Annotated in this window: 1 protein-coding gene; it reads right to left on the bottom strand. The window is 66.6% G+C overall.

Features of this window, described 5'->3' with window-relative positions:
- Nucleotides 1-903 (bottom strand): IS630 family transposase (locus DKT69_RS36720; RefSeq protein ID WP_109805944.1); only part of this gene is annotated, 903 nt, incomplete at both ends.

Genomic DNA, 903 nt, shown 5'->3' on the forward strand with positions numbered 1-903 from the left:
TCTTGTGCAGTAGTTGGCGAGGCTGTCCAGGATCTCGTCGGCGGTCTTGGTCCAGACGAAGGGCTTCGGGTCGGCGTTCCACGCCTCGATCCAGGTGTTGACGTCGGTTTCGAGGTCTTTGACGCTGCGGTGGCTGCTGCGGCGTAGCTTGCGGCGGGTCAGTTCGGCGAACCAGCGTTCGACGAGGTTGAGCCAGCTGCCCGAGGTGGGAGTGAAGTGCAGGTGGAAACGGGGGTGCGCGGCGAGCCAGGTCTTGATCGCCGGGGTCTTGTGGGTGGCGTAGTTGTCACAGATCAGATGCAGGTCCAACTCGGGCGGGGTGTTGGCGTCGATGGTCTTGAGGAACCGCAGGAACTCCTGGTGGCGGTGGCGGCGCTGGTGCTGGCTGATCACCTGGCCGGTGGCCACGTCCAGGGCGGCGAACAGGCTGGTCGTGCCGTAGCGGACGTAGTCGTGGGTCTGCCGGCCGGGCACCCCTGGCATCATCGGCAGCACCGGGGCGCTGCGGTCGAGGGCCTGCATCTGCGACTTCTCATCCACCGCGAGGACCATCGCCTTGTCCGGCGGGTCCAGGTACAACCCGACCACGTCGCGGACCTTCTCGATGAACTGCGGGTCCCTCGACAGCTTCCACGTATCCACCACATGCGGTTTGAGGCCGAACGCCCGCCAGATCCGCGAGACCGCGGTCTGGTTCAACCCGACCGCCTGGGCCATCGACCGGGTCGACCAGTGCGTGTCGTTGTTGATCGGCGCCTCTTCCAGGGTCTTCACGATCACCGCCTCGACCTGCTCATCGGTGATCTTCCGGGTGGCGCCCGGACGAGGCTCGTCGGACAGGCCCTCCAGCCGGTCACGCACGAACCGGGCCCGCCACTTGTTCACCGTCTGCGGCCACACCCC

Source organism: Micromonospora sicca, from assembly GCF_003172935.1.
Classification (GTDB): Bacteria; Actinomycetota; Actinomycetes; order Mycobacteriales; family Micromonosporaceae; genus Micromonospora; species Micromonospora sicca.